We start from the raw sequence: 25,501 nt of genomic DNA, 5'->3' as shown, positions 1-25,501 counted from the left end.
AGCCATGACGTGGGGACATGGCTAGTATGACTTTTTATCGATTGTTGCCGCTACGGGCCAGCCGCTCCAATAGCGCCTCGAATCCATAACAAGAGCGACATGTATGGCGACCTGCGGCGAAGTATTGGTCAACCTCCTGGAAAGCTACGGCGTGGACCAGGTGTTCGGCATTCCCGGCGTACACACCGTTGAGCTGTATCGCGGCCTGGCGCATTCCGGCATCCGCCATGTCACCCCGCGCCACGAACAGGGCGCCGGCTTCATGGCCGACGGGTATGCACGCACCAGCGGCAAACCCGGCGTGTGCTTCATCATCACCGGCCCGGGCATGACCAATATCACCACCGCCATGGGCCAGGCCTACGCCGACTCGATCCCGATGCTGGTGATTTCCAGCGTGCAGTCGCGCAGCCAATTGGGCGGCGGGCGCGGCAAACTGCATGAGCTGCCGAACCAGAGCGCGATGATCGCCGGCGTGGCGGCGTTCTCCCACACGTTGATGTCGGCGGCGGAGTTGCCTGGCGTGCTGGCGCGGGCGTTTGCGTTGTTCCAGGCGGGGCGACCACGCCCGGTGCATATCGAAATCCCGCTGGATGTGCTGGTGGAGAATGCCGACGCGTTGCTGGGCAGCGAGCCGGTCAGCGTTGCCCGCGCCGGTGCGTCGCCGTCGGCGGTCAAGCAGATGAGCCAATTGCTCGCAGCGGCCAAACGCCCGCTGATCCTGGCCGGTGGCGGTGCCATCGATGCCGCGCCAGAGCTGACGCGCCTGGCCGACATCCTCGGCGCGCCGGTGGCGCTGACCATCAATGCCAAAGGCATGCTGGCATCGACCCACCCGCTGCTGATCGGCTCGACGCAAACCCTGGTCGCCACCCGTGCGCTGGTCGCTGAAGCCGACGTAGTGCTGGCCATCGGCACAGAGCTGGCAGAAACCGACTACGACGTGACCTTCGCCGGCGGCTTCGAGATCCCCGGCGCACTGCTGCGTATCGACATCGACCCCGACCAGACTGTACGCAACTACCCGCCGCACGTGGCACTGGTAGCCGATGCACAGATAGCCGCCGACGCCTTGCTCGCCGAATTGGATAAAACCCCATTGCCTGCCCGCAACCGCGATTGGGGCGCTGAACGAGTCGCGCGTTTGTGGGCCGAACTGGCGCCCAACTGGGACGCTGCCACCCGCGCACAAACCCTGTTCCTCAACACCGTGCTGCAAGCGCTGCCCAACGCCGTGCTGGTGGGCGACTCCACCCAGCCGGTGTACAGCGGCAACCTGACACTGAATCTTGACCACCCACGCCGCTGGTTCAACTCCTCCACCGGCTACGGCACCTTGGGCTACGCCCTGCCCGCTGCAGTCGGTGCCTGGCTGGGCCGAGGTGACGGCCAGCCGGTGGTGTGCCTGATCGGCGACGGCGGCCTGCAATTTTCCCTGCCGGAACTGGCCAGCGCGGTAGAGGCGCAGGTGCCAGTGATTGTGCTGCTGTGGAATAACCAGGGCTATGAAGAGATCAAGAAATACATGCTCAACCGCGCCATCGAACCGGTCGGTGTGGACATCTACACCCCGGACTTTATCGGCGTAGCCAAGGCCTTGGGTTGCGCCGTAGAAAGTATCCAGGGCGTCGAGCAATTGCGCAGCGCGTTGCGCGCCGCCGCGGATCGCCAGGGGCCGACACTGATTGAAATCAACCAAGGGCTCTGGATGCAGGAGGTGGCGGTATGAGCGCAGTCTTGAACGGTGTGTTTATCAACGGCCAATGGCAGGCGGGCCACGAGGTGCTGGAGGTGATCAACCCGGCTACCGAAGCGACCTTGGCCCATGTCAGCGTGGGCGATGCCTCAGCAGTGGAACTGGCGGTCGACGCAGCCAGCGCGGCTTTTGTCGACTGGTCGAAAAGCAGTGGCCGTGATCGCGGCGCCCTGTTGCGCAAGGTCGCCCAAGGTGTGAGCGAGCAGCGTGAACAACTGATGCAGTTGCAGTCGAGCAACAACGGCAAGCCGCTGTTTGAAGCGAGTATTGATGTGGATGACGTGATCGCCACCTTCGAATACTACGCGGGAATCTGCGACGCGATGGACGCAGGTCAAGACTGCAAGGTGGCATTGCCCAGCGACGATTTCAGCGCACGCATGCGCCGCGAACCCTGTGGCGTGGTGGGTTTGATCGTGCCGTGGAACTTCCCGATGGTGACCACCGCCTGGAAGCTTGCCCCCGCGTTAGCGGCCGGTTGCTGCGTGGTGCTTAAGCCGTCGGAAGTCACGCCCCTGGCGGAGTTGCAATTGGCGCGGATTATTGCCGAAGCAGGCTTCCCGGCGGGTGTGTTTAACCTGGTGTGTGGCACGGGGCTGGCGGTCGGTGCGCCGCTGGCTGCGGACCGTCGCGTGGCGAAAATTTCCTTTACCGGCAGCAATGCGGTGGGCGTGCAGGTGATGCAGCGCGCCGCCGAAACCATCAAGGGTGTGAGCCTGGAACTGGGCGGCAAATCCTCATTGCTGGTGCTGGCCGATGCCGACCTCGACCTAGCAGTGGAGCTGGCCTGTGGCGGTGGTTTTTTCAATGCCGGGCAGATCTGTTCGGCCACCAGTCGCGTGTTGGTAGCCGACAACCTGGCGGATGAATTCCTGCAGCGTTTGCAGGCGCGGGCTGAAGGGATTCGCGTGGCCGACCCGTTTGCCGAGGATGTGGAGATGGGCGCGCTGATCAACCGTGCGCAGTATCAGCGGGTGCTGGGGCATATCCAGCGTGGTATCGACCAAGGCGCGCGCTTGTTGTGCGGCGGCGATCGCCCGGCTGATCTGGAAAAAGGCTTTTTCATTCGCCCGACAGTGTTTACCGACGTGCCATCAGGCAGCGCCTTGTGGAATGAAGAGATCTTCGGCCCGGTGCTGTGTGTACGACGTTTTACCACTGAAGCCGAGGCCATCGCCCTGGCTAACGACAGCGATTTCGGCCTGGTCGCCAGTGTGGTGAGCGCCAATGCCGAAGCCGCCGAACGCGTGGCCAATGCCTTGCAGGCGGGCCTGGTGTGGATCAACGCACCGCAGGTGATCTTCCCGCAGACGGCATGGGGCGGCTACAAGCAGAGCAGTATCGGCCGCGAGCTGGGGCCGTGGGGGTTGGCGGCGTTTCAGGAGATCAAGCACGTGATTCGCGCTAGCTGACACCACGGTCCCCTGTGGGAGCTGATGATCGTTCCCACGCTCCGCGTGGGAATGCCTCAATGGACGCTCCGCGTCCGCTCTTGGGACGCGGAGCGTCCTGGGCTGCGTTCCCACGCGGAGCGTGGGAACGATCAGTCATCTTCAGCCCGCAACCCCTCGACCTGCTGTGGCCTGGTGGTCACTGTGCTGATCGTCACACGCTTGAACCCAAAGCATTACAGCCGACATATTCACTGACGTCGTATTGCCAACATTTTATGTCCCACACCAAACATAGAAACGCCCTACAGCGCTTTCTATTGGTACGACCGTTCCGTTAAGCTTTTGCCAGTCTTGTACTGAGTTCGGTACAAAGGGTTTACGGACGAAACCGATGCTAAACAGTAACTTGCTCAGAAAGCTTGATATGCAGGACTTGATGGTGTTTATCGCCGTCTATGACCAGAGCAGCGTTACCGATGTGTCCGAGACGCTGTTCGTCAGTCAGTCAACCGTGAGCTACAGCCTGAAGAAGCTGCGCACCAGTTTTGAGGATGAGCTGTTTATCAACACGCGGGCCGGCATGCGCCCGACGTACAAGGCCACAACCATGTACGAACACGTGCAGAAGATCCTTGAAAGCATCAACCTGTGCCATGCCGGCAGCCAGGCCTTCGACCCGACGCAGCAGGCGGTGACCTTCAATGTCTGTGCCCCGGAATACTTCGAGCAACTGATCCTGCCACGCCTGTTGAAGAACTTCGACCAAGCCGACTTGCCGGTGATCATCAATGTGCAAAAGCTGGAAACCGAGCTGCCCGCCGAGGACCTGCGCGAAGGCCGTCTCGACCTGGTGATTTGCTTCGGCCCGCACTTTCACCGTGCCCACAAAGACTTCAAGACCCAGATGCTGCTGGAAGACGATTTAGTGTGTGTGTTTGATAAACGCGCCACGCCGCGCGAGCCGGCCTTCAGCCTGCAATCGTTTGTCGAACGGCGCCACGTGTTCCCCGCGCCCTGGACCTCCGACACCAACATGATCGACGGCTGGCTGGCACGCCAGGCTCACAAGCGCCAGGTGATTGCCCGTGCCAACAGCTACAGCGCCGCCTTGAAGATGATCAGTGGCACCGACTTTATCGTCACCCTGCCCCGTCGCGTGCAAAAGCTGCTGGCCCCGGCCACCGTGTTCGGCCATTGCGAAGCGCCGAACGGGTTACCGGGGTTTACCCTGGACATGCAGTGGAATGAAACCAGTGGCCAGGACAGCGCCAATACCTGGTTTCGCGAGCAGATCGTCAAGGTGTGCGCCGATCAATGCTTGTTGTAACCCTTAGCCGATAGCGACTTTGCTGTAGGAATCACGATCCATGTCCATCAACTGCACACTGAGTTGAACCTGCAGATCGGCCGGCCACTCAGCCGCGTCCTGCAGGGCCGCCAACAAGCTTTCCGACAACTGCTGCTTGACCTGCGGTGAGCGCCCGCTGAGCAGCGAGAGCTTTACCGCAATAAAACCGCGCGGGCTGAGGGAAGTGCCCACCTGGAAACTCTCGACCTTGATTGCGCGGCTCTTGATATCGAACTCGGAACCGAACTGCCCGGACGCCATCAGCACGTTGTTCAGGCGCAGCAGGGTTTTCTCGACGGCAAGGCCGGTCAGGTTGGCGGTGTATTCCAGGTGCAGGTGCGGCATGAAAAGCTCCGAGTGGGCTTGAAAAGAAACCTACATATAGCATGCAGTTGAACGAAGGCAGACCGATTTCAATGTGAAACTTCGGTCAGCCCCCGCAGCGAACGATTTTCCCAGAACGCCACGATCACCAACACCGCCGTGGTCAACGCGCCCAGCGCCAGCGCCGAAAACATATGCTGCAACCCCAGCGGCAACAGCACCAGCAACATCAGCAGCCCGCCCAGGTGCGAGAGCGGTGGCAACGGTCGGTCACTCATCACCCACTTGAACAACGCACTGCCGAGCAAAAACAAAAACGGCCCGGCAATCATCGCCAGCACGCCCGCCTGGCTGGCATGCCCTGGATGCACCAGCACCAGTTCGTCGGCCACCGCGCTGACGATGATCCCGGCGACGATCAGCACATGCAGATAGGTGTAGGCGATACGCGCCTGGCGGCCGGGGTCGGCGGAGCTGGCAATCCGGTGATGGGCGCGCTCGGCGCCGCTGTCGAAATAGATCCACCACAGCGCAATGCTGCCCACTACGGCCACCAGGAAAGCACCCAGGCCTTCGACGCTCCACGGCAACTCGGCGAACGTGGCGCCGGTCACCAGCAAGGATTCACCCAGGGCGATAATCACAAACAGGCCGCAACGCTCGGCCATGTGGTTGCCTTCGACATTCCAGTCCGCCAGGGTCGAGCGCCCAAGCCCTGGCACCCAGAAATACACCGACGGCGATATCAGTTCTATCAGCAGCGCCAGCGCCCAGAAAGCCAGGCGTTGCTCGCCTTCGAGCAGGCCGCCGGTGAGCCAGAACACCCCGGAACACAGCATCCACGCCAGGATCCGCTGGAAGTTGCGGGTCATGTTCAGCGACTCGCCGCGAACGGCCCACAACGCAAACAGCGTGCGGCCCACCTGCATGAAGACGTAAGCGCCGGCGAACAACAGGCCGCGATCGGTAAAGGCTTTGGGGATTGATGAAGACAGCAACAGGCCGGCGACCATCAAGCCGAACAGGCCGATGCGGATAGGGATTTTTTCCGGGTCCAGCCAGTTGGTGATCCACGAGGTGAAGATCCACACCCACCACACCGCGACCATCATCAGCGCCACCTGCACCGCGCCGCCGAGGCTCAGGTGGGCCAGCAGCGAGTGGGACAACTGGGTCACGGCGAACACGAACACCAGGTCGAAAAACAGCTCGACCATGCCCACCTTGCCGCTGTCATGACTGCCGCGCCCACGCAGCAAAGAACGGGATGAAGTCATCGGTGGATCTCCCTGAAGGCTTATCTCAAGATTTTTCCACGATTACCGGCAGCCTGTCGCGTTCACTCATGAACGCTTCCAGCCGTGAACGCATCCAGCGTTCGGCAGGGTCCGTGTCGACGTGGCTGAGCCAGACCATGGACAGGTCCAGGGTCGGGGTTTCGAACGGGAACGGCTCGCAAAACAGGTTGCCGCCGGCGGCCATGGCATGGGCGGTGTAATCCGGCAGGCTGGCGATCATGTCGGTGCCGGCGAGCAACGCCGGCAATGCGCTGTACTGGGGTACGGACAGCACCACGTGGCGCTTGCGACCAATCTCGGCCAGCCACTCGTCGGCAAACCCCGACACGTTGGCGGTGTGAGACACCAGCACATGGGGACGGGCGCAATATTCGTCGAGGGTCAGCGGTGTGTCCGAGGCGTCGGCGCGCAACAGGCAGGGGCGAATATGCCGTAACAACTTGCGCTTGGCATTGGCCGGCAGGCCGCGGGTCTGGGTGATGCCCACGGTGATATCGCCGGAAGCCAGCAGGTCGGGGATGCGCCAGTAATCGACGTGTTGCACCACGAACACCACCAACGGCGCTTCCTGACGCAAGGCCCGCAGCAGCGGCGGCAGCAGGCCGAACTCGACGTCATCGGACAGGCCGATGCGGAAGGTCATGGTGCTTTGGGTCGGGTCGAAATCGTGGGTCAGGCTCAAGGCCGACGACAAAGAGTCCAGGGCCGGCGACAGGTGCTGGATGATCTCCTCGGCCCGCGCGGTGGGCTCCATGCGGTGGCCGACGCGAATAAACAGTGGGTCGTTGAACAAGGTGCGCAAGCGGTTGAGCGCCGAACTGATGGTCGGCTGGCCGAGAAACAGCTTCTCTGCCACCCGCGTCACATTGCGCTCGAGCATCAGTGCTTCGAAGACCACCATCAGGTTGATGTCGGCCTTGCGTAATTCATTGCGATTCATCGGCGCCTGCCCCTTTCCCCAAGACAAGCCGCAGTTTAGAAAGCCCGCGGGGCTGCGTCTATGTGAACACTGTTCATCCGGCGCCTTTGGGACTATAAATCAGCGCTTGAAGGTCAAAGGAACGCCATCGTGCTGGTCATTATTGCCTTGGCCATGGTCGTCGCCGGGCTCTGCCTCTGGGTCGTCCGGTTCATTGCCAACCCTACCGTCAGGACACTGACGCGGGTGTTTATTGGCTTATGCCTGGCCGCGGCAGTGGCCTATTGGGTGCTGGCGTGGGGTTTTCCTATCTCAGTATTGGCTTCATGAACTGTCACTTTTTCTGCAAGGACTGCCTATCTTGAAATTCGCCTACACCATTATCTATGTGCCCGACGTTGCCGCGTCACTGGCATTCTTTGAAGCAGCCTTTGGGTTCAGTCGCCGGTTTTTGCATGAATCCGGCACTTATGGCGAGCTGGAAACGGGGGACACCACGCTGTCGTTTGCCGCGCATGAACTGGGCGAAATGAACTTCGACGGCGGGCACGTCGAGGCGCACGCCTCCCGAAAGCCGCTGGGGATGGAGGTGGGGTTTGTCACCGAGGATGTATTCGTCGCCCATGCCACGGCGCTGTTACACGGTGCGAAGGAGCTGTCGCCACCGAGCACCAAGCCCTGGGGGCAAGTGGTGTCTTATGTGCGCTGCCCGGATGGCACGCTGGTGGAGTTGTGTACGCCGATCGTGGGCTGAACACAGAAACATTGTGGGAGCTGGCTGGCCTGCGATAGCGGTGTGTCAGGCACAGATGTAGAGACTGACCCGCCGCCATCGCAGGCAAGCCAGCTCCCACAGTTTGATCATCATCGCCTTGGAATTCACGGCTTGAGCGGTCGCTCCTGATCGCGCTCGGACAGCTCGGTGCCGTCGTCCGGATGTTTCCAGGTCTGCGGCTTGTCTTCTTCGCGTTGCCGCCGGGCCTGCTCGTGCTCCGGCTCGTCCTGACGTTTGTGCTCGTCACCCATACGCACCTCCCTTCCATAAGAAATTGGTCACTTCTGAAGCATAGAACAGCAGTGAGATTTTGGCGGACCTGCTGATTGATAGCTAAAACGCATCAATGCATCCAAATTACTCACTTATCATTTCTAAATGTGTCAGCCACTATCCGCGGTCTTAAGCGAAACAAGCACTTTAAAAAGAACGCTGGAGACACAAAACCATGACTAGCCCTTCCCGGCCCGACTCTGCCCGCTCGAAAGTTGGTGCGGTATTCCGCGTTACTTCGGGCAACTTCCTCGAACAGTTCGACTTCTTTCTGTTCGGCTTCTACGCCACCTATATCGCTGCCGCGTTCTTCCCCGCCGCTAATGAGTTTGCGTCATTAATGATGACCTTCGCCGTGTTCGGTGCGGGCTTCCTGATGCGGCCCCTGGGCGCGATTATCCTGGGTGCCTATATCGATGACGTCGGTCGTCGCAAAGGCTTGATCGTGACCCTGTCGATCATGGCCAGCGGTACGTTGCTGATCGTGCTCGTGCCGGGGTACCAGACCATTGGCCTGTGGGCGCCGTTGCTGGTGCTGCTGGGCCGCCTGCTGCAAGGCTTCTCGGCTGGCGCAGAACTGGGCGGTGTGTCGGTTTACCTGTCTGAAATGGCTACGCCAGGCCGCAAAGGCTTCTACACCAGTTGGCAGTCGGGCAGCCAACAGATCTCCATCGTAGTGGCCGCCGCACTGGGCTACGGCCTGAATGTGTGGATGGAACCCTCGGTCGTTGCCGATTGGGGCTGGCGCATTCCGTTCGCCCTCGGCTGCGTGATCATCCCGTTCATCTTCGTGCTGCGTCGCAACTTGCAGGAAACCGAAGAGTTCGCCAACCGCAAGCATCGCCCGACCATGCGCGAAGTGCTGGCGACCCTGGTGAAAAACTGGAGTGTGGTAATCGGCGGCATGCTGATGGTGGCCATGACCACCACCGCGTTCTACTTGATCACGGTATACGCGCCGACCTTCGGCAAGACCGTGCTGCAACTGAGCACCTCCGACGCCCTGCTGGTGACCTTGCTGGTGGCCGTGTCGAACTTTGTCTGGCTGCCGATCGGCGGCACCCTGAGTGACCGCTTTGGCCGCAAGCCGGTGCTGGTCGCAATGACCGCCCTGACCGTGATCACTGCCTACCCGGCGCTGTCGTTCGTGGTCAGTGCGCCAAGCTTTGCGCATATGCTCGAAACCCTGCTGTGGTTCTCGTTCCTGTACGGCATGTACAACGGCGCGATGATCCCGGCGCTGACCGAAATCATGCCGGTGGAAGTGCGTGTGGCGGGCTTCTCCCTGGCCTATAGCCTGGCAACGGCGATCTTCGGTGGCTTCACGCCGGCGATCTCCACGTGGTTCATTCACATCACTGGCGACAAAGCCTCGCCGGCCTATTGGATGATGTTTGCCGCGTTGTGCGCGCTGTGCTCGACCCTGGCGCTGTACCGACGTGCCAACACGCGTGGCCAAGTCATGCAGGGGGCGGTGTAATGAAGACGCTATTGAAAACCCTGACGGCCCTGGCCCTCGGCGCCCTGGCGCTGACGGCCCAGGCCGAACAGCTCAAGGTGATGACCTCCGGCGGTTTCACCGCCGCCTATAAACTGCTCGGCCCGCAATATGCCGAGCACAGCGGCGACACCCTGGACACCATCCTCGGCCCGTCGATGGGCAAGGCGCCGGAGGCGATCCCCAACCGCCTGGCCCGTGGCGAACACGCCGATGTGGTGATCATGGTCGGCTATGCCCTGGATGACTTGATCAAACAAGGCAAGGTCGACCCGGCGTCCCGTGTGGAACTGGCGGATTCGCGCATCGGCCTGGTGGTCAAAGCCGGCGCAGCCAAACCTGCGATCGGCACCGATGCCGAGCTGAAGGCAGTGCTGAGCCAGGCCAAGTCCGTGGCGTATTCGGACAGCGCCAGCGGTGTGTATGTCGAGAAGGAGCTGTTCAAGAAGCTCGGCATGCCCGCCAAGGGCAGCATGATCGAACGCATCCCGGTGGCGTCAGTGGTCGCCAAGGGTGATTACGAGGTGGGCCTGCAGCAAGTGGCGGAATTGTTGCCGGTGCCGGGCGTGACCTACGTGGGCAAGATCCCGGAAGACGTGCAGTCGGTTACGCGCTTTGCGGCGGGCATTCCGGTCAACGCCGAACACCCGGCCCAGGCCAAGGCGTTGCTGCAGTTCCTGGCCTCGCCCGAAGCGCAACCGGTGGTGCAATCCACCGGCCTGGACTCGGTTTCACACTGACCGAAACGGCATCTCGCGCACCAACCGCTCCAACTCCAGCGCCGCTGGCGGCAATGTCCGCCCGCGGCGTTTTATCAAGCCCACATGGCGCATCACCTGCGGCTCGATCAGCGGCACACTCACCAGAATCGGGTGTTCGCACGCCGGCATCGCAATCGACGGTACCATCGCCACGCCCAGCCCCGCCTCCACCAGCCCGATCATGGTGGTCACGTGGTGGGTCTCGCAGATACTCGGCTTTTTCACCCGCACGCCGCGCAAGGCCTGGTCCAGCAGGAAGCGGTTGCCCGACGTTTTGTCGACGGTGATGTAGTCGTGCTCGTAGGCTTCGGCCCAGCTTACGCTGTCGCGTTCGGCCAACTCATGGTCACGGCGGCAGGCCAGCACATAGCGCTCCTGGAACAGCAACTCGAACTCCACTTCATCGGCCAGGCTGCCGCTGAAACTCACGCCGAAATCCGCCTCACCGCTTTCCACTGCATTGCACACCTCACCGGCGCTGGCATCCAGCACACGCAGGCGAATCTTCGGGTATAGCTTGTGAAATTCGGAGATCACGTGGGGCATGAAGTAATACGCGGTGGACGGCACGCAGGCGATGGTGACGTTGCCCATGCGCGTGGAGGCGACGTTACTGATACCCATCAAGGCGATGTCGAGGTCGTCGAGAATGCGCTCCACCTGAGGCAGAAACGCGCGCCCGACCATGGTCAGGCTGACCCGGCGCGTGGTGCGTTCGAACAGCTTTACGTCAAGGGCGGACTCGAGCTTTTCGATACGCCGGCTCAGGGCCGGCTGTGAGATGCGGATGGCCTCGGCGGCGCCGCGAAAACTGCCCTTGTCTACCACGGCGCGGAAGGCTTGGAGGTCGTTGAGGTCGAAGTTGATGATCACGGGGGATGGGCCAGTGTGGTCGATTTGGAGGGCATTATCGTACGGCCGGGGGTAAGGCGCCATGCGTGCCGGGGGCGGTTGGCGTTAATAACCCTGCTACAAATATGAAGTCATACATATCAGTGCGTTATTGGCTGAGTGGCGCCACGCAATCGCTGAAAAGCGTCAATACTTGCAACCTGAGTTACTCAACAGGAGAGAGAAACGCTCATGGAAACCTGCCAGAACCCCTACCTATTTTGGATCGACGATGAGATGCCGGACACCGACATCGGTCAGTTGCTCCTTGCAACACGCCAGTGGTCGAGTAGGATTGAATCCTACCCACTGTCCGCAGGCTTCGACATGCGCTCAACCCAGCAAATGAGCATTACCTTGCCACTCGAGATGGCCGCCCTGGTCAAAGCCAAGGTCACCTCCGGTGAATATGCGAGCGAAAGTGAAGTGATACGCGACGGCCTCAGGGCGCTGATGGCCCGTGATCGCGCCATGGAAGACTGGTTGCGCGACCAGGTGATCCCCGCCGCCGCCGCTCTCGAGGCAGCCCCTGGCCGAGCGCTCTCCACCGAGCAGGTTCGCGAACACATGGCAGCCAAACGCCAGCGAACCGGTACAGAAAAACCGTGAGCTATACGGTAGCCTTTGCGCCTGAGGCGTTAGCCCAACTGGACGCCCTTGAAGACTACATCAGCAAAACCGAAGCCCCCGATGCTGCAGCACGTTTTATCGACAACATCATCAGCTACTGCGACAGCCTCAGTGTGTTTCCATTGCGCGGTAAATGCCGTAACGACCTGCTGCCTGCCTTGCGCATCACCCATTACCGGCACACCACCGCCATCGCATTCAGCGTGGCCGCCGAGACTGAAACCGTGTCGATCCTGGGCGTGTTTTACGGCGGCCAGGATTACGCCGCTCAATTTCAGAATCACGGGTGAGAGCAGGCCTCACGCCCACCGATGGCGTGCCCAAAAACAAGGAAGAAAAAATGACTGACACCCCAAACCCGCGCCGACCTTTGCGCTGGGTGTTAAGCCTGACCGGCTTGCTGGCTGTTGCGACCCTGGGCTTTTTCGCCTGGCAAAGCTTCTACCCCGTCAGCGCGGCGACCGGCTGGAGCGTGCAAACCGTGCACAGTGACGTGCCCAAAGCCGCCTCATTGATGCCCATGCCGGATGGCTCGCTGATGATCAGCCAGGAACTCAATGACGCCAAAGGCAGCATCGTGCGTATCCATCCCGACGGGCGACGTGACGTGGTGGTGGGCAGCCTGTCCAAGCCCGATGGCATGTTCGCCACCCATGGCGGTTGGGTGTTCAGCCAGGAAACCGGCGACGCCCCGGTCAGCTTTCTCAAGGACGGCGTGGTGACCGAGTTGTTTCGCGGCGAAAACGTGCAAGGCCTGTGGGTCGAGGGCGACGACCTCTACGCCATCGAAGACCGCAAAGACAACGGGCGACTTTTGCGTTACCGCTGGAGTGACCAATCGCTGACTGTCATACGCGACAAGCTGCACGAAGGCGAGTCCATCACCCGTTGCACCGACGGCCGAATGCTCTACACCGAAAAGAAAAAAGGCGTGGTGCGCGAACTGACCGACGACGGCAGCGATCCGGTGGTGCTGGCAGGCTTGAACAAACCCACGTTCTTGATGTGCGATGAGCGCGGGCTGTGGGTGAATGAAGATTCGACGCACCGAGCAAGATTGCTGCTCATTGATAAACAGGGGCGGCAACAGACGATTTTGTCGTTCCTGAAGGCGCCGCAGTCAATTGTGCCGACGAATCGAGGCACTTATCTGCTGGCGGAAGGCGGGAGGAATCGGGTGTTGGAGTTGACGCCTGAGACTCGCACGCTGTCGCCTTAAAAAATTTTGCAGTACGGGCCAATTTGAATGCTCGCGAACCTGTCATAAAATCAACAGGACATCTTCTATCGCGACACCACCTCTCGCCAGACGCGCGTCACCGCGACTTTGCTTTGCGGGTCCAGCTCGCAAATTTCAAAGCCCAGGGACAACACCAGCGCATCCGCCGAAAAGTCCTTCAGCGCCGCAGGGCCAGTTCGAGCTTGTCGAAGAACACGGCTTCACGGGCGCCGTGGATGGACACATACAGCACGTCGTCCCGCTCGTAGAAAATCTCCTGGAAACCTTGACCGTGGTGCAGGTCGGTGTCGAGCACGGCGACGCGCTGCGGACGACGACTCACCGAGGTCAGGCCGGCAAGCGGCTCTCGACACCAATGGCCATGTGCTGCAAATCCTCAACCGGGTTTCTCCCAATCAGCATAAAAGCATGCGCAGGGTTGGCCCAATACACCACGTTCAGGCCTCGGCGCTGTTCGCTGGCCAACGGCTGCATGCCCTTTTTACTGGCGGTGATGCACAGTGCCAAAGGCCCGTGGCGTGGGTCGAGGTAGGTGAGTTGACCGATCAACACGCCGTCATAGTCGAGGATCTGCGCCCGTCGGAATTCGGCGCCAGGCAGGCTCACGGACTCAGGCGATAACGACACGCCCAGTAGTGCGCCCACGGCGGTCAACTGGGCCGTGTGGGAGGCCGGGTCGAGGCTGAGGTTTTCCAGGGTCTGGGGCGTATACAAGGCCATGTATTCGGCCACCGAGGCCCGCCAGCCTTGGCCGGGTTCAGTACGTTGCCACCCCAAGAACAGGCGATCGGCCGCCACGCCAGCTACTGCGAAACTCGCAGCCACGGCAAGAAAACGCCGCCGGCTCCAGGCTTGGGGCGGCGCCGGTGGCAAGGCGTTGAGCATTGCGTGCAGGCGTTCAGTCGGGGCGTGTTCCAGCACCGTGTCGAAGGCGGCCTTGAACGGCAAGTCAGCGCAGCGCAATGCGTCCAGGCGTGCGGCAAGCGCCGGGTCAGCGCTGGCCTGGTCGGCGATCCGTTGATGTTGGTCTGCGCTCAGTTCGCCATCCAGATAAGCCGATAACTGCTCATCGGACGGTGTGTCAGTGTGGCTCATCGCCGTTCTCCGTTGGCTTTATCCTGCCGGGCTGTTGGGGAGGCGGCTTCGGCCAGCTTAATGCGGGCGGCCGCCAACCGGCTCATCACCGTGCCCATAGGTATCTGCAGGATTTCGGCAATTTCCTTGTATGAAAGCCCTTCGACATACGCCAGAAACACGGTTTCGCGCTGCGCTTCGGGCAAACCGTTAACGCGCTTGATCACTTGTGCGGCCAGTATCTGTTCCTGCGCCTGGCGCTCGCCATCAAACGACAGCACCTGCTCGGCATCAACAAACCCCTGCCCTTGGCGCACCCGTTGCGAGCGCAGTTCGTTGAGCCAGATCGAGTGCATGATCGCCAGCAACCAGCGATCCAGGCGCGTGCCGGCCACGAATTGCCCGGCACGCTCCAAGGCCCTTACGCAGGTGGCTTGCACCAGATCTTCGGCCAGGTGCTTTTGCCGCGACAACACCCAACCGTATCGCCACAAGCGTGGCAACAATTGGCCCAACTCGCGGCGAAACTCAGCGTCCCGAACGATGGCTGCCTCCTGCGGACAGGTTCACGGCGTTCAAGCCTGTGGCGCTGCGGCGATGGCTGCGGCCAGGTCTTCGTATTCTTCGCAGGTGGTACTGCACAAGGCTTTGATTTTCACCAGTTGCTCTTGCGCCAGGTCGACCCGGCCCTTGATCACATAGGCCTCGCCCAGGTACTCGCGAACCTGTGCGTAGTTGGGGTCGAGTGCAACCGACTTCAGGTAATAACCGATGCCCTCATCGGTGCGCCCCAGCTTGCGCGTGGCGTAGCCGCGATAGTTGAGGGCCTTGGCGGTGTTGGGATTTTGCAGAGTGTCGAGCAAGGCCAGCGCCTCATCAAAGCGCCCGTCCTTGGCCAGGCGGTAGGCGTAATCGGTGCGGTCGGCGTCGGAGGTGGCCTTGCTGGTTTGCAGCACGCACTTGCCGGTCTTGGTGTCCCAGACCTGGCCCTTGGGGCAGTTGGGCTTGGGCGGGGCCGACTCATCGCCGGAGGCGTGGGCCTGGCCTGCGAGCAAAGCGGCGGCCAGGCAAGCGCCGAAGACCAGCGCGGTGCGGTAGGTGACAGGGTATTCGTGGCGAGCCTTCATGGTTGTCTTACTCCGTAATGATAGGGAGGAAACATCACTGTTAAAGCGCATTGCGTGCGCCCGGCAACATCCGGCGCAAGGTGCTGTCGCCCAGCACGTAGTGATGCCAGAGCGCAGCTATGGCATGCACGCCCGCCAGCAAGATGATCGCCCAGGCCACATTGTTATGCAGGCCGCCCAAGGTGCCCCGCCAGGCATGATCGATCACAAAAGGCGCGGGCACGGCAAACAGTCCGAAAAAATTGAAGGGTTCACCTTGAGCCCAGCGAAACAGGAAGCCCAACACAATCTGCGACACCAGCAACAGGTACAGGCAACCATGCGCCAATTTCGCAAGCAGGTTAAGCGCCGGGTGACTGTCGGCCTTGGGCCGATTGCCGCCGAACATACGCCACACAATCCGCGCGGCAATCAACAGCGCCATGACGATACCTAAAGAGATATGCAGCGCTTGCAGGCCCTTGCGCAGCGGTGTGCCCTTCTCCAGGTTTTCCCAGATATGCGCACTGGCAAACATGAAGATCACCACGGCGGCGGTCAGCCAGTGGAAGCTGCGGGTCAGGCGGTCATAGCGATCGGATGCTGTGTTCATGGGCGTTTCCTGGGTGGTCTGTGAAGTGAACACCGCAGTGGCGAAAGTTATTCGGTGGGGGGCGAATAATTTTTGCTGATCGGGAAACCAAGAAGCCCCGTCGCTGATTCAACGACGGGGCGTTTTTATGCGATTTTTATGACTCAGTTTCCCCGCTCTTTGTTAGCTTGAGAGAGGACCGATGCAGCCAGGGATTTGGTCTCCTCACTGTATTTATCGCTTTGAAGGGCTTTGCCGGCCTTTTCCTCCATGTGTGCACTCGTCTGCTTATCAGTACCGGTCTGGGACAGCGCCGACGCAGCCAGGCTCTTGGCTATGGCCGAGGCGTTTGGATTATTCAAGGTTTCGGCGGCCAACGTCGCCAGGGTGCTGGAGGTCTTTTTGGTGTTTTTGCTCATGGTGCATTTCCTTTGCGTTTGAGGGGAAAGCCTACGAGTGAACGTCTCGTAGTCAGAAGATAGTGAGTTAAATATCCGTTCGCAACGAACTGGCTGTAGCCTTTGTTTTTAAACCACGTAAGAAAGATTCCAGCGTTATGTAGTACCCGCCCAGTTCGAAGTTCAACGCAATGATAATGTTTGAAAAGTCGTCTTGTTTTTATTAGATTTTCGCCCGGCCAGTCACAGCAACTTCGCTGACGCGCCGCTCTAATAACCCTTCAAGGATGACCCTGCATGTCCCAACCTGTACTCAACGATAATATCGTCACATGGACGTTTCAAAACTATGCCGCCATCGTCGGGCTGCTCAGTGGCCTGGCAATATGTGCGCTGGTTTTATATATCTACTCGCGCTCAGGCTCGCTGATTTTTCTGCGTGACTTGATGTGGCGGTTCTTCGGTGGCTCGACCACATTTGAAAACCCAAAATATGAGGCCACCCGCAAAGACCTGCGCGAAGTTGAATATTATCGGTTCGAATTCAATATCCCCGCGCAAAACCTGGAACACGCGCGGCAAGCCGATCAGTGGATCACTGACAACAACTTCAGTTACAACGATGTGGCCAGGATCAGAAAGTACATTGACTGGAAAGACTTCACTCAGTTATCGCTTAAAGAGGCAATGATCACCCCCTTCAAGCGTAATTGGTTTTTGGGGTTGGGCGCCTTTTTCCTGGCGATTATCAGCATCACGCCGCCATTGGCTGACTCCAGCTACCTGATGGTGTCCTTGAAAAAAGCCTCGGATGTGCCGTCTTTCTATCTGTCGGAAAACAACGCCAAATTCCATTTCTGGCCCAGCGAAACGCTGTCTGTGGACGAGTGCAAATCACCAACGGCACTGGAAAAGTTCTATAACGAGGACTTCTCGGAAAGCACCATCAATACCATTTGCACGCTATTTCTTTCGCCCACTTATGGTGAAAATGTAAAAACCGGGTTGAAAGAGCAAAAAGGCTTTTTGCTGTTCATCGCCTGCCTGTCGATATGTGCGGTCTTCTGTATTTTGACCAAGCTCTCGCGTTTGGGCGTTGCCCGCAAACTCCATGACCAGATGACCGCGCAGAGTACAAATACGACCGCAGAGACCGCCGCTCAACCGTAAACACTGTCACTGTGGCGAGCAGGCTCGTTGTGGCGAGCAGGCTTGCCCTGCGTTGGGCGGCGAAGCCGCCCCATCCCACGCGCCGAGTGTCAGGGGGGAGGATCGCGGTGGCAGGTTTTAGGGCCGCTACGCAGCCCAACGCAGGGCAAGCCTGCTCGCCACAAAAAGCCTGCTCGCCACAAGGCTACTTGCCATAGCAGGCTGGCTCACCGACCATCAAGGCCGTCCCAGAGCGTCGAATCGATTGCACTGATGGTTATTATCGAAACGAGCGCCTGTGTGATTGCCAGCACCGGTTCCTATAATCGCCTCCACTTTCCCTCCCCTTCGCCTAGCTTCAGGCGACATTCCTTCTGGAACCGACACTATGCCAAGCCCCAGCCAGGCCCACAGCGGCCGTCCCGAACATAATCAACAAAGTGTCAAACAGCAGTGGCTGGCGATTCTCTCGGTCGCCGTAGGCGCTTTCGCCCTGGTAACCAGTGAGTTTCTGCCGGTGGGCGTGCTCAATGACGTCGCCAGCGACCTGGGCATCAGTGCCGGTCACGCCGGCCTGATGGTGACCCTGCCCGGCATCATGGCCGCCCTCGCCGCGCCGTTGCTGTCGGTGATCATTGGCGGCATGGACCGTCGTTACCTGCTGATCGGCCTGACGCTGATCATGATCATCGCCAACACGGTAGTGGCCTACGCCAGCGACTTCAGCCTGCTGCTGTTCGGCCGTGTCCTGCTCGGCATCAGCATCGGCGGCTTCTGGGCCACGGCCATTGCCCTCAGCGGCCGCTTGGCGCCCAAGGGCGTAGGCGTAGCGAAGGCTACCTCGATCATCATGATGGGCGTGACCCTGGCCACCGTGCTGGGCGTACCCGTCGGCACCTGGCTCAGTGGCCTGATGGGCTGGCGCATGACCTTCCTGGTGACCGCGATTGTCGGCGTGCCGGTGCTGCTGGCGCAGGTGTTCCTGCTGCCGCGACTCACCCCGGAAAAGGCCATCCAGATCCGTGACCTGCCGGCCTTGTTTATCAACCCACAAGCGCGGGTCGGCTTGATCGCCGTGCTGCTGATCGGCCTGGCGCACTTTGCTGCCTACACCTATGTCGCGCCGTTCTTCAAAAACAGTTCCGGGTTCGACGGCCCGACCATCGGCTCACTGTTGCTGCTGTATGGCGTGGCCGGCGTGATGGGCAACGTCTTTGCCGGTTTCGCCGCCAACCGCAGCGTGCGTCACACCCTGCTGCTGGTCGCGCTGATGATCGGCACCAGCACCGCGCTGTTCCCTCACTTCGCCACCGGCATGACCGGCGCCGCGATGCTGATCGCACTCTGGGGCTTCGCCTTCGGCGCCTTCCCGGCCTGCGCGAGTATCTGGATGTTTGTGGTCGCACCTAAAGACGTCGAACGCGGCATGCCGCTGTTCGTTGCCCTGTTCCAAGTGATCATCGCCCTGGGTTCATTCTTTGGCGGCCGGATCGTGGACCAAATGGGCAGCGCAATGCTGTTGAGCCTGGCCACGGCGCTGGTGGGGCTTGGATTTGTGACCGTGCTGGTGTTGGGACGTAATGTGAGTAATAGCTTGGCTGCGCAGCCGGGCTGACACGACTCGGTAACCACTAAAAAGCCTGCTGAGCATTGAGCTCGGCAGGCTTTTTAGTTTCAGGGTATTGGGTTAGTTGCCTGGTTTATCCGTTGGGAAATGACGCTCAAGTGCAGCGTCCACCAGTGCCTGAGCGTTCTCGATCAATTGCGCCAGGCCCATGATCACGGGTGACTGCGTGCTGTCCGGGTCTTCGGCGCATTGGTAGGCGGTTTGAAGGGCGGATGCGAGGATTTCGGAGGCGTTGGCCAGGGCTTCTTCGGTGCCGACGTCGGCGCCTACGTAGAAGATTTTGCGAGGTTCACCGTCGGATTCGGCATTGAAAACATCGGTCGGGTTGGGGGTGATCTTTTTCATGATGTAACTCCACGTTATGAAAAGGAGCTACCACTCCCTGCTGTCAAACAGGATTGGGTGGCAGCTGTACGCGGGTTGACAGACCGGAAACGTGGAAACCCGGCGCACCCGAAGATGCCCCACGCACAGCCGCCATAAAAAATGGGTACAGACAGACGCCTGGAACCAGTTTGGGGATGCACAGAGATCGCACATTATTCGGCCTGTCAAAACCGGTCGCCATGAGGGCGACGGCGGAAGGTTAGCGCCCCGCCCCAGCCAACGCAACCCTGCTGGAAAACTGTCGAACCTGCACAACGTAAGCACCTGTTTCAGAAAAGCTTGGTAACCAGTATCCCCACCGGGAACCTTGTGTGCATAAGCCTGCGAGCTAGTCTCAAAAAGTCGCCGCCGTGGCGACATACTGCCAAGGGTGCTGATATGCCAACGAGATATCGCGATGCGGTCACAGGTGAATACGTAACCGAGCAAGAGGCGAAGAAAAGACCAAGGGAAACGGTAAAAGAATCGGATAGAAAGCGCCCGGCAAAAGAGGATGAAGCGTTGATAGCGACCGTACGTGAGCGCCAGGCGTCTGCTCAGCGAGTGAAGGTTTCTCTAGACGACCTATAGCCTAGATTTTACCGCGGGCCATTTGAATCGGCTTACTGGCCCGCGTCCTTAGTCAAGACATGTGCACTGAATGCCAGGAAATCGCCCAGATGTTTGGTGATGATCGCAACGGCAATAGGCAACTGAAGCGTCTGATACTCATGCACCACGATATTGCGGAAACCGACCATATTTTTCAGGTTAGCCAGTAAGGAAGGATTCACCCATCCGCCCTGCGCCAGCAGCTCAAACACGTCACGAGCACTTTGGGGGACGCCGAGGCGCTCACGACGAATCAGATGTTGCCCCAAGTCGAGGGCAGCCTCACAGGTACGCAGAATATTGAGAATGGCCGCATCCTGACGGGTGAAGTCAGTGGCGAAACTGGCTGGATCCTTTTCGTACTCCTCCCGAGCACGAGCAATGCAACGCTCAATACTGGCAGCCTTGTTGATGAGTACATCATCGGCCATATACCGTTCCGTCCTTTTGAATGTCGACTAGCAGCTCTGCCCTGGCGCAATCCAGCGCAGTTTTCTCGCTGAGTATGTAGCTCTCAAAGATACCCGCCTGACTGTCCTTGCTCCAGAGGCGGTGCCCTGTCGTTATGACTTGGTATTGCATGACCGTCGAGGCTGCGCGCAAGTCCAGCAAATCAACGGGGACCTTGACGATATCCGCTAACTCCCCGGATAGGCGCCACAGTTGCAGTGGGTCAATGCTTCCCTCAATCAGCACAGCCAAGTCAAGATCGCTGTCGGCATTTGCCTCGCCCGTCACCTGGCTGCCAAAGACGTACACTGCCAAAAGACCTGGAAGGTTAGCCTGCAAATGCGTGAGCACTTTTTCAAAATTCATGATTGACCCGCATTGTCATCAGGTAATCACGACCGTAGCAGAATTCACCTGAGCATTTCTGCTACAAAAACAAAAACCCCCAACAACCTTTAAGTTATTGGGGGTTTCTGTTTATAAATAATGGCGGAGAGATAGGGATTCGAACCCTAGGTACCGGTGAAGGTACAACGGATTTCGAATCCGTCCCATTCGGCCACTCTGGCATCTCTCCAACGGCGCGCATCATAACAGTGTGTTTCGCGAAAGCAAACCAAAAAAGCGATTTTTTTCCGTGCTATCAGATGCTTGCGTCGATTACAGCGGTACGCCGAGACGATTGGCGACTTCTTCGTAGGCTTCGATGACGTCACCGAGGCCTTGGCGGAAGCGGTCTTTGTCCATCTTTTTCTTGGTGGCTTTGTCCCACAGGCGGCAGCCGTCCGGGCTGAATTCGTCGCCCAGGACGATGGTGCCGTCGTGGAACACGCCGAACTCGAGTTTGAAGTCGACCAGCAGCAGGCCTGCGTCGTCGAACAGCTTGCTCAGCACGTCGTTGACCTTGAGGGACAACTCTTTCATGCGTACCAGTTGCTCAGCGGTGCCCCAGCCGAATGCCACGACGTGGGATTCGTTGATGAACGGGTCGCCCTTGGCGTCGTCCTTCAGGAACAGTTCAAACGTGTAAGGGTTGAGCTTGAGGCCCTCTTCCACGCCCAAACGCTTGACCAGGCTGCCGGCGGCGTAGTTACGCACGACGCATTCGACCGGGATCATGTCGAGCTTCTTGACCAGGCACTCGTTATCGCCCAGCAGTTTGTCGAATTGGGTCGGAATGCCGGCCGCTTCGAGTTTTTGCATGATGAAGGCGTTGAACTTGTTGTTCACCATGCCTTTGCGATCAAGCTGTTCGATGCGCTTGCCGTCGAACGCCGAGGTGTCGTTGCGAAACAGCAGGATCAGGCGGTTGGCGTCGTCGGTCTTGTATACCGACTTGGCTTTGCCGCGGTAGAGTTCTTCACGTTTTTCCATGATGGGCTCCGCTTGCTAAATGGTGGGCTAGGCGATGTGTCGCCAGTCGAGCCCTGAATCTTGATCGGCCAGTTGCAGCCAGTCCGGGTCGCACCCGAGGGTGTCGACAAAACATTGCCGCGCAAGCGCAGGCAGGTTGTTCTTGCTGCTCAGGTGGGCCAGGACCAGGTGTTGCAAGTCTTGCCAGCCCAACTCATACACCAGGTACGCCGCCTGGTGGTTGTTCAAATGTCCCAGTTCGCCGCCTACCCGCTGCTTGAGAAAGTAGGGGTAATGACCACGTGCCAGCAGGTCGCGGCAGTGGTTGGACTCGATCATCAAGGCATCGAGGTCACGGTAACCGTCCAGCACCTTGGAGCAGTAGGAGCCAAGGTCGGTGAGCACGCCGAAACGCCGCTGACCGCCACTGAATACATACTGCGTCGGCTCCTGGGCGTCGTGCGCTACGGCAACTACATCAATGCTCAACGCACCGATCTGCAGCGTCTCGCCACCGGCCAGGAAGCCTGCGGGTTCTATGGGTTTGCGCATCCCGCGCAAGGTGCCGCGACTCAGGTACACCGGAAGATTGTAGCGCCGAGACAGCAAACCCACGCCATGCACGTGGTCGGCATGTTCGTGGGTCACCACAATTGCGCTCAGCTGCGAGGGGTGAACCCCCAGGCGCAGCAGGCGTCGCTCGGTTTCTTTTAACGAGAAACCACAATCCACCAGCACATACGTGTCGTCATGTGCGACCAGCGTGCCGTTCCCTTGGCTACCGCTGCCGAGAACGGCAAAACGCATCGGGTCAGCCCAGGTTGTCCTGAATCACGCCCAACACTTTGCGCGCTGTTTCAGCCGGCGCAACGGTGTTGATGTTCTTCTCGACGGTCACTTGTACGCTCTCGCCCACCTTGCTCAAACGAACCTGATAACGCTCGGCACGTGTTTCGATCTCTTCCTTGGTCGGCTTGCTGCCGAACAACTTGCCGAAGAACCCTGGCTCGTCGTCTTTCTTCTCGGCCTTTTCCGCTACGTTGATGTAGTACAGGCCCAGGCTGCGGTTGATGTCTTCAACGCGCCATGGACCTTGCTCCAACGCACGGCCAACACTGGCCCAGGCACGGTCGAGGTCTTCACCCAGGGTGAGCACCACGTTGCCGCTGCCGTCTTCGGTGAGGCTGACGCGGTTAGGCGTGTCGAAGTTACCGGCGGCGAGCAGGGAAACCGAACCGCCCTTCTCGGAGATACGGCTCATGCTGGCCAGCATCTCGTCGACCAACGCGGCGTCTACGCCCATGTTGACCGAACGCGGGGTGAAATCGACGTTGGCAGTGCTGCCGGCAGGACGCTCGGCGCTCACCACGTAGACTTCACTGGTATTGCGCTGCACACCTGGCTCGATGCGCACACGCACACGGGCTTCGCTGTCGGGCGCTACACCGCTCGCCTGCAGGCGCTTGGCCATGCTGGCGGACAGTTCGCTGCCGTGCTGCCATGCCGTGGTGAACTCACCGGTTTGCGGGCGTTGTTGATCAATGCTGAAACCGTTGTCCTGGAAGAACTGCACCGCCACTGGCCAGACTTCAGCCGGTGGGCGTTGGGCCATGATCCAGCGGTTGTCGCCGCTCTTTTGCAGGCTGTAGTCGCTGGTGTCCGCCACGGCCGAGATCGGCTGCGGGCGTGGCACTACGTACTCGCCCTTGGTGGTGTCATCGGCGACGTTGCGCGGAATCGGCAACAACGGGTCAAGGCGCTTGGCGACGTTGACGTCCGGCGGAAGTTGCATCGGTTTGGTTGCTTGGGCTTCCAGGTAATCGCTGCCGCGGTCACGGAAGTAGCCTTCCGGGCCCCATACCCAACCGCAGCCACTGGTGCTGGAGATAATCAAGGCAAGTGCGGAAAGTCCGGCCAATCGCTTCATGCGTAGTGCTTCCTCAATTAAACCAGGACGCCGGACTGGCGCAGGGCCTGTCGCAGCGGTTCGTGACAGGCTTCGCTGAGCCGGGTGAGCGGCAGACGGATACCGTCCGGCATCAAGCCCATCTCAAACAGCGCCCATTTCACGGGAATAGGGTTGGATTCAATAAACAGTGTCTTGTTGAGCGGCATCAGTTGCTCATGGATCGCACGGGCTTTTACGGCGTCACCGGCGATGGCGGCGGCGCACATGTCGCTCATGGCGCGTGGCGCGACGTTGGCGGTCACCGAGATGTTGCCTTTGCCGCCCAGCAGGATCAGCTCGACCGCCGTGGCGTCGTCACCGGAATACACCAGGAAGTCGCTGCTCACGCCGGCCAGGATGTCCTTGGCGCGCTGCAGGTCGCCGGTAGCTTCCTTGATGCCGATAATGTTCGGCACGGTGGACAGGCGGATCACGGTCTCAGCCTTCATGTCGCAAGCAGTGCGGCCAGGGACGTTGTAGAGAATCTGCGGGATGTCGACGGCTTCGGCGATGGCCTTGAAGTGCTGGTACAAGCCTTCCTGGGTCGGCTTGTTGTAGTACGGGGTTACCAGCAGGCAGGCATCGGCGCCGGCTTTCTTGGCGTTCTTGGTCAGCTCGATCGCTTCACGCGTCGAGTTGGCGCCTGTGCCGGCAATTACGGCAATGCGGCCCGCCACGCGCTTGACCACGAACTCGATGACCTGGATGTGTTCTTCCACATCAAGGGTGGCCGATTCACCTGTGGTGCCGACCGCCACGATGGCGTTGGTGCCTTCTTGCAGGTGGAAGTCCACCAGTTTGCCAAGGCTGTCCCAGTCGAGATGACCTTGTGCATCCATGGGTGTGACCAGTGCCACCATACTGCCCGCAATCATGCAACCGCTCCTGCCGGAAAAAGAGAGCCGTAATGGTACTGGCGCCAAGATGCTTGTACAAGCGAAGTACCGCCTGAGGATGCGTTCTGGGGCAACTAAACGACGGGCAATGCCATCATTGGGCCAAAGCGCGGCTTGAAGCACGCTGAAATCAGACCGATCGCGTAATGAAAACGCCACCTCCTAGCCCTTGGCGATGGTTTTCGCTACCCTTCATCCTTTGATCGATACAGCCCACACGGTATCGACCGCTCATCGCTTTAGGAAGGCTGCATGTCCACCCCCACAGTTCGCGAACAATTCCTTGTTATCAGTGCCCTCGGCGCCAACCCCATGGAGCTGACCAACGTCCTGTGCCGCGCCAGCCATGAGAACCGCTGCGCCGTCGTGACCTCCCGCCTCACCCGCCACGGCGAGTGCAGCGCGTTGGTGCTGCAGATCTCCGGCAGCTGGGACGCCCTGGCGCGCCTCGAAACCGGCCTGCCGGGCCTGGCCAAGAAGCACAACTTCACCGTCAACGTCGTGCGCAGCGCCGCCCTGGAAAACCGCCCGCAGGCCCTGCCTTATGTGGCGTATGTCAGCTCGGCCTACCGCTCGGACATCGTCAATGAGCTGTGCCAGTTTTTCATCGACCACAACGTCGAGCTGGAAAACCTGACCTGCGACACCTACCAGGCCCCGCAAACCGGCGGCACCATGCTCAACGCCACGTTCACCGTGACCTTGCCGGCCGGCGTGCAGATCAGTTGGCTGCGTGACCAATTCCTGGATTTCGCCGATGCCCTGAACCTCGACGCACTGATCGAGCCATGGCGCCCACAGAACCCAATGTAAGGAAGTACCT

Annotated in this window: 30 protein-coding genes, 1 tRNA gene and 2 pseudogenes; 14 read left to right on the top strand and 19 right to left on the bottom strand. The window is 59.9% G+C overall.

Annotated elements, in window-relative coordinates; all coding sequences use genetic code 11:
- The first annotated feature begins 103 nt into the window (after positions 1 to 103).
- The 3 genes from AOA62_RS11080 to AOA62_RS11065 all read left to right on the top strand — a co-directional run bounded on the left by AOA62_RS11080 (position 104) and on the right by AOA62_RS11065 (position 4,477).
- Positions 104 to 1,729 carry a 5-guanidino-2-oxopentanoate decarboxylase gene (locus tag AOA62_RS11080; protein WP_099548653.1) on the top strand — a complete coding sequence of 542 codons (1,626 nt, stop codon included), beginning with the start codon at positions 104 to 106 and terminating at the stop codon, positions 1,727 to 1,729.
- Positions 1,726 to 3,168 carry an aldehyde dehydrogenase family protein gene (locus tag AOA62_RS11075; protein ID WP_099548652.1) on the top strand — a complete coding sequence of 481 codons (1,443 nt, stop codon included), beginning with the start codon at positions 1,726 to 1,728 and terminating at the stop codon, positions 3,166 to 3,168. Before AOA62_RS11080 ends, AOA62_RS11075 begins: the two co-directional genes overlap by 4 nt.
- 373 nt (positions 3,169 to 3,541) lie before the next feature.
- A complete protein-coding gene (locus AOA62_RS11065) occupies positions 3,542 to 4,477 on the top strand; it encodes a LysR family transcriptional regulator (protein ID WP_099548651.1) in 936 nt (311 codons plus the stop codon).
- Between the two features lie 3 nt (positions 4,478 to 4,480).
- Here AOA62_RS11065 and AOA62_RS11060 read toward each other — a convergent pair whose 3' ends face one another.
- The 3 genes from AOA62_RS11060 to AOA62_RS11050 all read right to left on the bottom strand — a co-directional run bounded on the left by AOA62_RS11060 (position 4,481) and on the right by AOA62_RS11050 (position 7,060).
- The gene (locus AOA62_RS11060) at positions 4,481 to 4,843 is read right to left on the bottom strand and encodes a 5-carboxymethyl-2-hydroxymuconate Delta-isomerase (RefSeq protein ID WP_099548650.1); all 363 of its coding nucleotides are present in this window, start codon (positions 4,841 to 4,843) and stop codon (positions 4,481 to 4,483) included.
- A 68-nt stretch (positions 4,844 to 4,911) separates the two neighbouring features.
- Complete coding sequence (locus AOA62_RS11055; protein WP_017137364.1) at positions 4,912 to 6,099, bottom strand: low temperature requirement protein A; 1,188 nt, start codon at positions 6,097 to 6,099, stop codon at positions 4,912 to 4,914.
- Between the two features lie 25 nt (positions 6,100 to 6,124).
- Positions 6,125 to 7,060, bottom strand: coding sequence for a LysR substrate-binding domain-containing protein (locus tag AOA62_RS11050; protein WP_099548649.1), 936 nt, complete (start codon positions 7,058 to 7,060; stop codon positions 6,125 to 6,127).
- A 129-nt stretch (positions 7,061 to 7,189) separates the two neighbouring features.
- Here AOA62_RS11050 and AOA62_RS11045 point away from each other — a divergent pair, with 129 nt between their 5' ends.
- Positions 7,190 to 7,369: a hypothetical protein gene (locus AOA62_RS11045; RefSeq protein WP_017137362.1), complete on the top strand. Its 180-nt coding sequence runs from the start codon at positions 7,190 to 7,192 to the stop codon at positions 7,367 to 7,369.
- A 31-nt stretch (positions 7,370 to 7,400) separates the two neighbouring features.
- Positions 7,401 to 7,793, top strand: a complete 393-nt coding sequence (locus AOA62_RS11040) for a VOC family protein (protein WP_099548648.1) — start codon at positions 7,401 to 7,403, stop codon at positions 7,791 to 7,793.
- Positions 7,794 to 7,918: 125 nt separating this feature from the next.
- On the opposite strand, the gene AOA62_RS31775 is transcribed toward AOA62_RS11040, so the two are convergent.
- Positions 7,919 to 8,071 carry a hypothetical protein gene (locus tag AOA62_RS31775; protein WP_157786503.1) on the bottom strand — a complete coding sequence of 51 codons (153 nt, stop codon included), beginning with the start codon at positions 8,069 to 8,071 and terminating at the stop codon, positions 7,919 to 7,921.
- A 191-nt stretch (positions 8,072 to 8,262) separates the two neighbouring features.
- Between AOA62_RS31775 and AOA62_RS11035 the strand changes: the two genes are divergently transcribed.
- Positions 8,263 to 9,567: an MFS transporter gene (locus AOA62_RS11035; RefSeq protein ID WP_017137359.1), complete on the top strand. Its 1,305-nt coding sequence runs from the start codon at positions 8,263 to 8,265 to the stop codon at positions 9,565 to 9,567.
- Complete coding sequence (locus AOA62_RS11030; protein ID WP_017137358.1) at positions 9,567 to 10,325, top strand: substrate-binding domain-containing protein; 759 nt, start codon at positions 9,567 to 9,569, stop codon at positions 10,323 to 10,325. The genes AOA62_RS11035 and AOA62_RS11030 overlap by 1 nt, the downstream gene beginning before the upstream one ends.
- On the opposite strand, the gene AOA62_RS11025 is transcribed toward AOA62_RS11030, so the two are convergent.
- Positions 10,317 to 11,219 (bottom strand): LysR family transcriptional regulator, encoded by a 903-nt coding sequence (locus AOA62_RS11025; RefSeq protein ID WP_017137357.1) that lies wholly within the window; start codon positions 11,217 to 11,219, stop codon positions 10,317 to 10,319. The two genes, AOA62_RS11030 and AOA62_RS11025, sit on opposite strands and share 9 nt — an antisense overlap.
- Positions 11,220 to 11,564: 345 nt before the next feature.
- Here AOA62_RS11025 and AOA62_RS11020 point away from each other — a divergent pair, with 345 nt between their 5' ends.
- The 3 genes from AOA62_RS11020 to AOA62_RS11010 are packed head-to-tail and all read left to right on the top strand — an operon-like array spanning position 11,565 to position 13,086.
- Entirely contained in the window at positions 11,565 to 11,846 is a 282-nt protein-coding gene (locus AOA62_RS11020) for a type II toxin-antitoxin system ParD family antitoxin (RefSeq protein WP_026013723.1), read from the top strand.
- Positions 11,843 to 12,157, top strand: a complete 315-nt coding sequence (locus AOA62_RS11015; protein WP_099548647.1) for a type II toxin-antitoxin system RelE/ParE family toxin — start codon at positions 11,843 to 11,845, stop codon at positions 12,155 to 12,157. The genes AOA62_RS11020 and AOA62_RS11015 overlap by 4 nt, the downstream gene beginning before the upstream one ends.
- A 50-nt stretch (positions 12,158 to 12,207) precedes the next feature.
- Complete coding sequence (locus AOA62_RS11010) at positions 12,208 to 13,086, top strand: hypothetical protein (RefSeq protein ID WP_017137354.1); 879 nt, start codon at positions 12,208 to 12,210, stop codon at positions 13,084 to 13,086.
- 92 nt (positions 13,087 to 13,178) lie between these two features.
- On the opposite strand, the pseudogene AOA62_RS32585 reads toward AOA62_RS11010, so the two are convergent.
- The 6 genes and pseudogenes from AOA62_RS32585 to AOA62_RS10980 form a co-directional block, all read right to left on the bottom strand.
- A pseudogene (locus AOA62_RS32585) lies at positions 13,179 to 13,414 on the bottom strand (histone deacetylase family protein); the annotation flags it as partial.
- 20 nt (positions 13,415 to 13,434) lie between these two features.
- On the bottom strand, positions 13,435 to 14,202 hold the full coding sequence (locus AOA62_RS11000) for an anti-sigma factor (protein WP_099548646.1): 768 nt from the start codon (positions 14,200 to 14,202) through the stop codon (positions 13,435 to 13,437).
- Positions 14,199 to 14,696 (bottom strand): RNA polymerase sigma factor, encoded by a 498-nt coding sequence (locus AOA62_RS10995; protein ID WP_099548645.1) that lies wholly within the window; start codon positions 14,694 to 14,696, stop codon positions 14,199 to 14,201. The genes AOA62_RS11000 and AOA62_RS10995 overlap by 4 nt, the downstream gene beginning before the upstream one ends.
- A 60-nt stretch (positions 14,697 to 14,756) precedes the next feature.
- Complete coding sequence (locus AOA62_RS10990) at positions 14,757 to 15,308, bottom strand: tetratricopeptide repeat protein (RefSeq protein ID WP_178075633.1); 552 nt, start codon at positions 15,306 to 15,308, stop codon at positions 14,757 to 14,759.
- Between the two features lie 40 nt (positions 15,309 to 15,348).
- Positions 15,349 to 15,900, bottom strand: a complete 552-nt coding sequence (locus AOA62_RS10985; RefSeq protein WP_099548644.1) for a cytochrome b — start codon at positions 15,898 to 15,900, stop codon at positions 15,349 to 15,351.
- A 143-nt stretch (positions 15,901 to 16,043) separates the two neighbouring features.
- Positions 16,044 to 16,298, bottom strand: coding sequence for a hypothetical protein (locus tag AOA62_RS10980; RefSeq protein WP_017137348.1), 255 nt, complete (start codon positions 16,296 to 16,298; stop codon positions 16,044 to 16,046).
- A 276-nt stretch (positions 16,299 to 16,574) separates the two neighbouring features.
- On the opposite strand from AOA62_RS10980, the gene AOA62_RS10975 reads away from it, so the two are divergent.
- Both AOA62_RS10975 and AOA62_RS10970 read left to right on the top strand, forming a co-directional pair.
- A complete protein-coding gene (locus tag AOA62_RS10975; protein WP_099548643.1) occupies positions 16,575 to 17,447 on the top strand; it encodes a DUF6216 family protein in 873 nt (290 codons plus the stop codon).
- Positions 17,448 to 17,814: 367 nt separating this feature from the next.
- Positions 17,815 to 19,041: an MFS transporter gene (locus AOA62_RS10970; RefSeq protein WP_017137346.1), complete on the top strand. Its 1,227-nt coding sequence runs from the start codon at positions 17,815 to 17,817 to the stop codon at positions 19,039 to 19,041.
- A gap of 72 nt (positions 19,042 to 19,113) precedes the next feature.
- Here the strand turns inward: AOA62_RS10970 and AOA62_RS10965 are convergent, their stop codons facing one another.
- Positions 19,114 to 19,398: a DUF3077 domain-containing protein gene (locus tag AOA62_RS10965; RefSeq protein WP_099548642.1), complete on the bottom strand. Its 285-nt coding sequence runs from the start codon at positions 19,396 to 19,398 to the stop codon at positions 19,114 to 19,116.
- Positions 19,399 to 19,929: 531 nt separating this feature from the next.
- Here AOA62_RS10965 and AOA62_RS32015 point away from each other — a divergent pair.
- A pseudogene (locus AOA62_RS32015) lies at positions 19,930 to 20,010 on the top strand (type II toxin-antitoxin system RelB/DinJ family antitoxin); the annotation flags it as partial.
- Between the two features lie 32 nt (positions 20,011 to 20,042).
- Here the strand turns inward: AOA62_RS32015 and AOA62_RS10955 are convergent.
- The 7 genes from AOA62_RS10955 to dapA form a co-directional block, all read right to left on the bottom strand.
- Positions 20,043 to 20,462, bottom strand: coding sequence for a DUF86 domain-containing protein (locus AOA62_RS10955; RefSeq protein ID WP_099548640.1), 420 nt, complete (start codon positions 20,460 to 20,462; stop codon positions 20,043 to 20,045).
- Positions 20,452 to 20,847 (bottom strand): nucleotidyltransferase domain-containing protein, encoded by a 396-nt coding sequence (locus tag AOA62_RS10950; protein WP_099548639.1) that lies wholly within the window; start codon positions 20,845 to 20,847, stop codon positions 20,452 to 20,454. Before AOA62_RS10950 ends, AOA62_RS10955 begins: the two co-directional genes overlap by 11 nt.
- Positions 20,848 to 20,968: 121 nt before the next feature.
- Positions 20,969 to 21,058, bottom strand: a tRNA-Ser gene (locus tag AOA62_RS10945).
- Positions 21,059 to 21,141: 83 nt separating this feature from the next.
- Positions 21,142 to 21,855 carry a phosphoribosylaminoimidazolesuccinocarboxamide synthase gene (purC, locus tag AOA62_RS10940; RefSeq protein WP_017137340.1) on the bottom strand — a complete coding sequence of 238 codons (714 nt, stop codon included), beginning with the start codon at positions 21,853 to 21,855 and terminating at the stop codon, positions 21,142 to 21,144.
- A 27-nt stretch (positions 21,856 to 21,882) separates the two neighbouring features.
- A complete protein-coding gene (locus AOA62_RS10935) occupies positions 21,883 to 22,641 on the bottom strand; it encodes an MBL fold metallo-hydrolase (protein ID WP_017137339.1) in 759 nt (252 codons plus the stop codon).
- A 4-nt stretch (positions 22,642 to 22,645) separates the two neighbouring features.
- Entirely contained in the window at positions 22,646 to 23,761 is a 1,116-nt protein-coding gene (gene bamC, locus AOA62_RS10930; protein ID WP_017137338.1) for an outer membrane protein assembly factor BamC, read from the bottom strand.
- A 17-nt stretch (positions 23,762 to 23,778) separates the two neighbouring features.
- Positions 23,779 to 24,657 carry a 4-hydroxy-tetrahydrodipicolinate synthase gene (gene dapA, locus AOA62_RS10925; protein WP_017137337.1) on the bottom strand — a complete coding sequence of 293 codons (879 nt, stop codon included), beginning with the start codon at positions 24,655 to 24,657 and terminating at the stop codon, positions 23,779 to 23,781.
- 273 nt (positions 24,658 to 24,930) lie between these two features.
- Between dapA and AOA62_RS10920 the strand changes: the two genes are divergently transcribed.
- Positions 24,931 to 25,491, top strand: coding sequence for a glycine cleavage system protein R (locus AOA62_RS10920; RefSeq protein WP_017137336.1), 561 nt, complete (start codon positions 24,931 to 24,933; stop codon positions 25,489 to 25,491).
- The last annotated feature ends 10 nt before the right edge of the window (positions 25,492 to 25,501 follow it).

Source organism: Pseudomonas sp. 2995-3 (genome assembly GCF_002742565.1).
Taxonomy (GTDB): Bacteria; Pseudomonadota; Gammaproteobacteria; order Pseudomonadales; family Pseudomonadaceae; genus Aquipseudomonas; species Aquipseudomonas edaphica.
The sequence above is the reverse complement of the archived record's forward strand: the minus strand, read 5'-3'. Positions and strand labels throughout refer to the sequence as shown.

Excerpts from the sequence above, each read along its gene's own strand:
- AOA62_RS11080 (WP_099548653.1), top strand. The coding sequence starts at position 104 with ATGGCGACCTGCGGCGAAGTATTGGTCAACCTCCTGGAAAGCTACGGC.
- AOA62_RS11075 (WP_099548652.1), top strand. The coding sequence starts at position 1,726 with ATGAGCGCAGTCTTGAACGGTGTGTTTATCAACGGCCAATGGCAGGCG.
- AOA62_RS11065 (WP_099548651.1), top strand. The coding sequence starts at position 3,542 with ATGCTAAACAGTAACTTGCTCAGAAAGCTTGATATGCAGGACTTGATG.
- AOA62_RS11060 (WP_099548650.1), bottom strand. The coding sequence starts at position 4,843 with ATGCCGCACCTGCACCTGGAATACACCGCCAACCTGACCGGCCTTGCC.
- AOA62_RS11055 (WP_017137364.1), bottom strand. The coding sequence starts at position 6,099 with ATGACTTCATCCCGTTCTTTGCTGCGTGGGCGCGGCAGTCATGACAGC.
- AOA62_RS11050 (WP_099548649.1), bottom strand. The coding sequence starts at position 7,060 with ATGAATCGCAATGAATTACGCAAGGCCGACATCAACCTGATGGTGGTC.
- AOA62_RS11035 (WP_017137359.1), top strand. The coding sequence starts at position 8,263 with ATGACTAGCCCTTCCCGGCCCGACTCTGCCCGCTCGAAAGTTGGTGCG.
- AOA62_RS11030 (WP_017137358.1), top strand. The coding sequence starts at position 9,567 with ATGAAGACGCTATTGAAAACCCTGACGGCCCTGGCCCTCGGCGCCCTG.
- AOA62_RS11020 (WP_026013723.1), top strand. The coding sequence starts at position 11,565 with ATGCGCTCAACCCAGCAAATGAGCATTACCTTGCCACTCGAGATGGCC.
- AOA62_RS11010 (WP_017137354.1), top strand. The coding sequence starts at position 12,208 with ATGACTGACACCCCAAACCCGCGCCGACCTTTGCGCTGGGTGTTAAGC.
- AOA62_RS11000 (WP_099548646.1), bottom strand. The coding sequence starts at position 14,202 with ATGAGCCACACTGACACACCGTCCGATGAGCAGTTATCGGCTTATCTG.
- AOA62_RS10990 (WP_178075633.1), bottom strand. The coding sequence starts at position 15,308 with ATGAAGGCTCGCCACGAATACCCTGTCACCTACCGCACCGCGCTGGTC.
- AOA62_RS10985 (WP_099548644.1), bottom strand. The coding sequence starts at position 15,900 with ATGAACACAGCATCCGATCGCTATGACCGCCTGACCCGCAGCTTCCAC.
- AOA62_RS10980 (WP_017137348.1), bottom strand. The coding sequence starts at position 16,298 with ATGAGCAAAAACACCAAAAAGACCTCCAGCACCCTGGCGACGTTGGCC.
- AOA62_RS10975 (WP_099548643.1), top strand. The coding sequence starts at position 16,575 with ATGTCCCAACCTGTACTCAACGATAATATCGTCACATGGACGTTTCAA.
- AOA62_RS10970 (WP_017137346.1), top strand. The coding sequence starts at position 17,815 with ATGCCAAGCCCCAGCCAGGCCCACAGCGGCCGTCCCGAACATAATCAA.
- AOA62_RS10965 (WP_099548642.1), bottom strand. The coding sequence starts at position 19,398 with ATGAAAAAGATCACCCCCAACCCGACCGATGTTTTCAATGCCGAATCC.
- AOA62_RS10955 (WP_099548640.1), bottom strand. The coding sequence starts at position 20,462 with ATGGCCGATGATGTACTCATCAACAAGGCTGCCAGTATTGAGCGTTGC.
- AOA62_RS10950 (WP_099548639.1), bottom strand. The coding sequence starts at position 20,847 with ATGAATTTTGAAAAAGTGCTCACGCATTTGCAGGCTAACCTTCCAGGT.
- purC (WP_017137340.1), bottom strand. The coding sequence starts at position 21,855 with ATGGAAAAACGTGAAGAACTCTACCGCGGCAAAGCCAAGTCGGTATAC.
- AOA62_RS10935 (WP_017137339.1), bottom strand. The coding sequence starts at position 22,641 with ATGCGTTTTGCCGTTCTCGGCAGCGGTAGCCAAGGGAACGGCACGCTG.
- bamC (WP_017137338.1), bottom strand. The coding sequence starts at position 23,761 with ATGAAGCGATTGGCCGGACTTTCCGCACTTGCCTTGATTATCTCCAGC.
- dapA (WP_017137337.1), bottom strand. The coding sequence starts at position 24,657 with ATGATTGCGGGCAGTATGGTGGCACTGGTCACACCCATGGATGCACAA.
- AOA62_RS10920 (WP_017137336.1), top strand. The coding sequence starts at position 24,931 with ATGTCCACCCCCACAGTTCGCGAACAATTCCTTGTTATCAGTGCCCTC.